This window comes from Mycobacterium sp. NGS62, assembly GCF_059812285.1.
Window position 1 is genome coordinate 113,666 of record NZ_JCALCK010000012.1, and the last position, 6,065, is coordinate 119,730.

Genomic DNA, 6,065 nt, shown 5'->3' on the forward strand with positions numbered 1-6,065 from the left:
TATGTCCAAGGGATACGTCATCCTGACCGAGGCCATCAAAGACCCGGAGGGAATGAAGGCGTACGCCCGGGCCGCGGGAGGAGCGATGGCCGGCGTCAACATTCTTGCGGTGGACACCGCGCCCAAGGTCATCGAAGGTAGCTGGCATGGCGACCAGACCGTGGTGCTGGAGTTCGAATCGGTCGACGCGGCCCGCGCCTGGTACGAGTCGGAGGGCTACCAGAACGCGGCGAAATTGCGGCAGGCTGCAGCCGACTGCAACGCGGTCATCCTCTGCGGTTTCGACATGCCGACGACGCCGGGCTAGCAGCTGATTTCGGAGCTCGTTGCGCCGGGCTCCGACAATTCCTTCCGCACGGCCGGATCCGCGCAACTATACTGGCGCCTATACTGTTAGTGTTACGGTATGGCTATGCAGCTCATCGCTGGGAGCGAGACCGCCTGATGTCGGTCGCCGGGCTGGTGTTCGATCCGTTTTCCGACGAGTTCTTCAACGGACCGTATGAGACCTATCGCCGGATGCGAGACGAGGCGCCGGTTTACTACAGCGAGCAATATGACTTCTACGCCTTGACGCGGCATGTCGATGTCGCGGCGGCGTTCAAGGATTTCGAGACATACTCGTCGGCTTACGGCGTGGACCTGGCGATGGTACGGACGGGCCAAAAGCTGTCGGCGAAGATGATCATCTCGATGGACCCACCCGAACACCGGCAGATGCGCAGCCTGGTGAACAAGGTATTCACCCCACGGGCGATCACGGCGCTCAAACCGATGGTGACCGAACAAGTCGAGCACTTTCTCGCCGCAGTAGACCCTGACGAATTCGATGTTGTGCAAGAGTTTTCGGCGTTGTTCCCGGTCGAAGTGATCACCCGGATGCTCGGTGTGCCTGCCGACCATCGCCAGCAGGTGCGGTTGTGGATCGACGAATTACTGCATCGCGAGCCGGGCCAGATCGAGATGTCGGAGTCCGGGGCCCGGGCGATGGCCGACACCTGGATGATGTACTACCAGCTCATCCAGCAGCGGCGGGCCCAACCGCAAGACGACATGATCACCAACCTGATCGCAGCGGAGGTCGAACGCGACGACGGCGAGAAGACGCGCCTCAAGGGCTCCGAAATCGCCGGCTTCGCCACGCTGTTGGGCGGCGCCGGCGCCGAAACGGTGACCAAGTTGATCGGCAATGCGGCGACGGTGTTCGCCGCCAATCCCGATCAATGGCAGATGCTGCTCGATGACCGCAGCAAGGTTCCCGCCGCGGTGGAAGAGCTGTTGCGCTACGAGGCGCCGTCACAATACAACGTGCGCCGCTCGACGAAAGACGTACGGCTGCATGGCATCACCATTCCGGCGGGCAAACCTGTCTTTCTCGTCGGCGGCTCGGCCAACCGCGACCCCGAAGCCTGGACCGCTCCCGACACATTCGACATCGACCGCGATCGCGCCGAGGCGCAGAACCTGGGATTCGGCTACGGGATTCACAGCTGTCTCGGGGCCGCACTGGCGCGGATGGAATGCGTCATCGCGCTCGAGAAGATGCTGGACTTCATGCCCCGTTACGAAGTCCGCTGGGAGGGCTGCAAACGCGTCAGCATGCAAAACGTTGCTGGCTGGTCGCACGTCCCGGTCCGGGTGCTGTGATAGTTCGTGGCTCAGTCGTCGATGTGCGTCGGCGGGTCGGCGAAACCGAGATCCCCAGGGTGCTGGTCAGGACCCATCAAATCGCAGTGGTTGGCGGGCGCCAGGAAGGAACTGGCGCCGCGATACATCAACTGGGCGACGGCCACACAACGCTGCCAGGTGCCGTCAGGCTGGACCGGTCCGTCGCACTTGCTGATAACGGGCCCGCCGTACTGACAGCCGGCGCTGGCCGGCGGCGACGACGCGATCAGCCCGGCGGCTACTAGCAAGGCGCCGAGTGCTCCGATGATGCAGCGCTTCATGGTTGTCTCCCATCACATCGCCGCTGGGGCGTGGCCGAATACTTGCGGTAGCAAATACCGTCCAGCCGGCAACCACCGACGCTACCGCTTATGTAACTGCTTTTGGCTGCCTTTGGGCTCGTGATCGGAAACCGCGATCACCGTTGAGATGGCGCGCGGCGTTGCTGTTTGAGTGAAATCACGACCCTGGATGCAATTTCAACGGATAGCCGTCGCCATCGGCTTTAGCCACGACGGGGCCGGCTGCTCCTATGCCGACGGCGCCGACCAAAAGGAACTCGCCAAGAATCTTTCAAGAGTTCTGTCGCACCCTGCGCATTGTCATCCACCACGGCCGACCTCGGAGCATGATGGAGCGCATTCGCGAGAAAAGGAGTCACAAGTGGCTCTCTCCAGAAAAGTTGCTGCGGTATGGCTCCCTCTTGCTTGCATCGTGACTGGAGCCGGCGGCGCGCTTTTGGTAGGGAAAGCCGCTAAAGCCGCTCCAGCGTTGTCGCCAATTGTGGGTTCGATCGCGATTACGCTTGTCATAGTCCTTCGCAGGCGCGGACGTCTCGACATCGCTGCGTTCGAGCCAGGTGACCGCATCGTGCCTCGTGCCGATAACACCACCAAGTCGGGCCGTCACGGCCGCGCCCGTGCTCCTAGGTCCTAACCGCGGTCACCGGCGGATCGGGTCAAGAACTCGTTGAGAAACTTCCAAGCGCTGCGCGCGAACCTTACTTGATCAATCCATCAGGCCTATTACCAGTCAACGGCAAGGCAAGGGGTATCGGGGTGAGTCGTCGAGAAAAGTTGGCAGAACGGGCGCGTCCGTACCTGGAGCCGGGTGACCAGATTCAAGCGGTCTTTAAGGCGTGGTCAGATGCATGGCGGGGTTGGCACAAAGTCATTGCCTATTGTTCTTACCTCGCTCTGATGCTCGCCCTGATGCTTTACTTTCGCCCCTGGTCGACGGTGATCTCGTACGTCTTTATCCTGGCGGTGCCGATCCTGTTCTCACTGTTGGTCCGCGTCCACCTCGTCGTGGTCACCGTGCTGGCGCTCATCGAAAATGACCAGTGTTGCTCACTGAAAGTGACCACCCTGGCGCCGTGTTCAGGGTAGCGCTAGGTGATCACCTCCCGGGGTTGGATGTGGGCGGCGTCGGCGGGGATGACGACGGCGACGACGGCAAGTTCTTGGCGGCAATGTGGGCAGTGGGCGACGCCGTTAGCCGCTGCAACGGCGTGAGGCAGGCCGTTACGGGGCTCGACGACGTCGAGGACGTCGTCGACGTCGTGGGTGAGGCCGTTCGCGACGTCGTCGCCGACGCGGTGGGTGGAGCGGCGGCGGGCGTGCCAGGCGGCTTTTCGGCAGCGAGGCGAGCAGTAGCGGCGGTTGGGGTTTCGCGTGGTGACGGTGATGGTGGTGCCGCAGCCCAGGCAGTTGGCGGTGGTCATGGTTTGGCCTCCGGGTGCAGGGCGCGGCGCAGCGCATCGCTGCGTTTTTGGTGAGCCCGCATCCGATACGACGGCCCGTCGATGGAGACCACGATGCCGGTGTGTAGTACTCGATCTAAAACCGCGGCGGCGAGCATGGGGTCGCCGAGGCGCTCGCCCCAGCCGGCGATGCCGGTATGTGAGGTCAGGATCGTCGAGGATTTGAGGTAGCGCCGTGAAATCACCTCAAACAGCGCGGTGTTGGCTTCGGGGTCGGGGTTGCGTCGGGCGTAGGCGAATTCGTCGATGACCAGCAGCCGTGGGCCACAGAGGAACCGCATGCAGGTGGCCCAGCGGCCTTCGAGCGCGGCCTTGTGGCAGCGTTTGGCCAGATCGTCGGCGGTGGTGAAGTAGACGCGGTGACCGGCTTCGGCGGCCGCGCGGGCCAGCCCGATGGCCAGCATCGTCTTGCCGGTGCCGGGTGGACCGACGAAGACCACATTGCCGGCGTCGTCGAGGAACCGCAGCGAGGCCAGCTCGCGGATGAGTTTCTCATCAACGCCGGGCTGGGCGGTGAAATCGAACTCATCCAGACGCGATTCGGTGGGCAGACAAGCAAACCGCAACCGTGATGCCAACCGCCGCGCCTGGGTGGTTTCGACTTCGACGGCCAGCAGCTGCTCGAGTGCGGCCACCATGGACAGGTCCTGGCCGCGGGCGTCATCGAGCATCCCGGGCAGCGCCTCGGCCGCCGCGGAGAGCCGAAGAACATGCAGGTGATCGCGCAACCGCTGGTAGGTGGCGGCCTCGCTGCTGGTAGTGCTCATCGGGCCTCACCGCCGTGCCGACGAGCCCCCATGGGTCGAGCCGCTGCAGCGTAACGGGCGAAATCGGCCACCACCTGCTCGCCCTGTAGCGGCTGGTTGTTTCGCCGGATACGGTCGGCCTCGGCCAGCGCGTCTGCCGACGGTGGGCGCCGGTGTTTGCGCCGGCACGCTGGCCGGTCGGCGAAGTTGGCCAACACCACCTTCTCCAGGGCGGCCACATGCTCATCGGCGAGCACCATCGCGCCGGCACCATCGGGAGCACGGCGATGCCGGGCCAGCACCACCCCGGTGTCGGTGACCACGTCCACGAACAACTCCCCGAGGCGGTGGCGCACCAAAAGGCGCCGCCCGGTGTGACCGGGTGGCACCGAATAGCTGTTGCCGCGAAACGAAATCCGCGCCTGGTTGCTCACCGTGCGCCCCACTTCCAGCACCGCTGGGTAGTGCGCCGGCACCGGGCGTAATCCCTCCGCATCGGCCAGCGCTCCCACCGTGGTGGTGATGCCGTCGTGGACCCGTTTGCGGTTATCCAGGCGCACGCACAGCCGATCCAGCCCGGCCTGGGCCTGGTCCTGGGTCACCTCATCACCCAGGGTGCGCCACCAGCGTTGGGCGATCACCCCGGCGGCCTTTTCCACCCCGCCTTTGCGCCACGGGTGATAGGCCGGGCACAGGTCGATCCCGACGGCATAGTGGCGGGCGATCGGCCCAAAGGACACCTGCAGACGCCCGGACTGCGGCTGGACCACCGTCGACATCCGATCAAAGCGCCACCGCCGGGTCAGCCCGCCCAACCGGCGCGCCACCGCATCCAGGCCCTCGGCCAAGTGGGGCTGATCGGTGCGCTCGGTCAGCCAGCCGCGCCAGCGGCTCGAGTGCGCCAATGTCCCGATCAGCACATAGGCTGTCTTGCCCCAGCCCCACCCGACCGGTGGATCGGGCAATTCCAGCCAGTCCCATTGGGTTTCATCACCCGGCGGATGGTCAATCACCCCCCGATCAGGGCTGCGGTTCTGCTTGCACGCCGCGCATACCGGGCGCAGCGCGCGCTCACGGATCGCCCGAGTGAACGACGGATACGATCCCGCATAGCCCAGCGCGGTGACCTCGTCGAACAACGTGGTCGCCCACAGGTGCGGATCGGCCGCCAGCCGCAGCCGACAGTATTCGACATACTCGGCGAAAAGGTCCGGCGCCGAGCTGGCCCGCACCCCCGGAGTGCGTTCTCCGGACAAGTACTGGCGCACCGTCACCCGCGTCACACCCAAATGGCGGGCGATCGCGCTGATCGTCCAGCCCTGCTTACGTAATGCTTCTGCTTCCACAACCAACTCCCATGCGAGCATCTGAGGCGCGGCCCCTTCCAATGGCTTCCGGATTCCGACACCCGGAGCCTGGAAGGGGCCCACCTACAACCGGCGGATCTCAAACGGCAAGTCGCCTAAGGGAGTGGTCACTTTCGATGAGCAGGACTGGTCACTTTCAGATGAGCGGCAGCAACCGACCGGTCAATCGTGGTGCTCGATATCTCCAGGTGGACGCACCGGCCCACCCGCCTGCGCCTGCGTCGTCCGCGTGACTTCTACTTCGGCCGACTGTCGGGGCTCACCAGCGGAAGTTTCGTGCTGGACAGCACCAAATACCAGGTGAACCGGAATTTCTACAAGGACGTTGCGGCCGCAGATGCCGCGCTACCCAAATGACGCAGTAGGGCGCGACTGCCGCCCCTGAGACAGCAACCCCGAAGCCGGCCGCCAGCAGGGCTACTGCCCCGATCCGGCTGGCCCAACAGTCTCGCGCGCCGTTCCAAGGATCCGCCAAGGCATCTACCGCACCCTTACCTTTAGTGCATTCGGGCACTCGAGAAA

8 protein-coding genes are annotated in these 6,065 nt (G+C 64.4%); 4 read left to right on the plus strand and 4 right to left on the minus strand.

The window, feature by feature from the left end; genetic code table 11:
* Position 1 precedes the first annotated feature (1 nt).
* Positions 2–307, plus strand: a complete 306-nt coding sequence (locus tag AC5Y49_RS21300; RefSeq protein WP_499890857.1) for a DUF1330 domain-containing protein — start codon at positions 2–4, stop codon at positions 305–307.
* Between the two features lie 137 nt (positions 308–444).
* Positions 445–1,647, plus strand: coding sequence for a cytochrome P450 (locus tag AC5Y49_RS21305; RefSeq protein ID WP_499890861.1), 1,203 nt, complete (start codon positions 445–447; stop codon positions 1,645–1,647).
* 11 nt (positions 1,648–1,658) lie between these two features.
* Here AC5Y49_RS21305 and AC5Y49_RS21310 read toward each other — a convergent pair whose 3' ends face one another.
* Positions 1,659–1,949: a CDGP domain-containing protein gene (locus tag AC5Y49_RS21310; RefSeq protein ID WP_499890863.1), complete on the minus strand. Its 291-nt coding sequence runs from the start codon at positions 1,947–1,949 to the stop codon at positions 1,659–1,661.
* 777 nt (positions 1,950–2,726) lie between these two features.
* Here AC5Y49_RS21310 and AC5Y49_RS21315 point away from each other — a divergent pair.
* On the plus strand, positions 2,727–3,056 hold the full coding sequence (locus AC5Y49_RS21315) for a hypothetical protein (protein WP_499890865.1): 330 nt from the start codon (positions 2,727–2,729) through the stop codon (positions 3,054–3,056).
* A 2-nt stretch (positions 3,057–3,058) separates the two neighbouring features.
* On the opposite strand, the gene AC5Y49_RS21320 is transcribed toward AC5Y49_RS21315, so the two are convergent.
* From AC5Y49_RS21320 to AC5Y49_RS21330, 3 genes are read right to left on the minus strand one after another with little or no spacing between them, the layout of a single operon-like run.
* Positions 3,059–3,391, minus strand: a complete 333-nt coding sequence (locus tag AC5Y49_RS21320; RefSeq protein WP_499890869.1) for a DNA gyrase inhibitor YacG — start codon at positions 3,389–3,391, stop codon at positions 3,059–3,061.
* The gene (gene istB / locus AC5Y49_RS21325) at positions 3,388–4,197 is read right to left on the minus strand and encodes an IS21-like element helper ATPase IstB (protein WP_499890872.1); all 810 of its coding nucleotides are present in this window, start codon (positions 4,195–4,197) and stop codon (positions 3,388–3,390) included. Before istB ends, AC5Y49_RS21320 begins: the two co-directional genes overlap by 4 nt.
* Entirely contained in the window at positions 4,194–5,522 is a 1,329-nt protein-coding gene (locus AC5Y49_RS21330) for a Mu transposase domain-containing protein (RefSeq protein WP_499890877.1), read from the minus strand. The genes istB and AC5Y49_RS21330 overlap by 4 nt, the downstream gene beginning before the upstream one ends.
* Positions 5,523–5,711: 189 nt before the next feature.
* On the opposite strand from AC5Y49_RS21330, the gene AC5Y49_RS21335 reads away from it, so the two are divergent.
* The gene (locus AC5Y49_RS21335) at positions 5,712–5,900 is read left to right on the plus strand and encodes a hypothetical protein (protein ID WP_499890879.1); all 189 of its coding nucleotides are present in this window, start codon (positions 5,712–5,714) and stop codon (positions 5,898–5,900) included.
* The last annotated feature ends 165 nt before the right edge of the window (positions 5,901–6,065 follow it).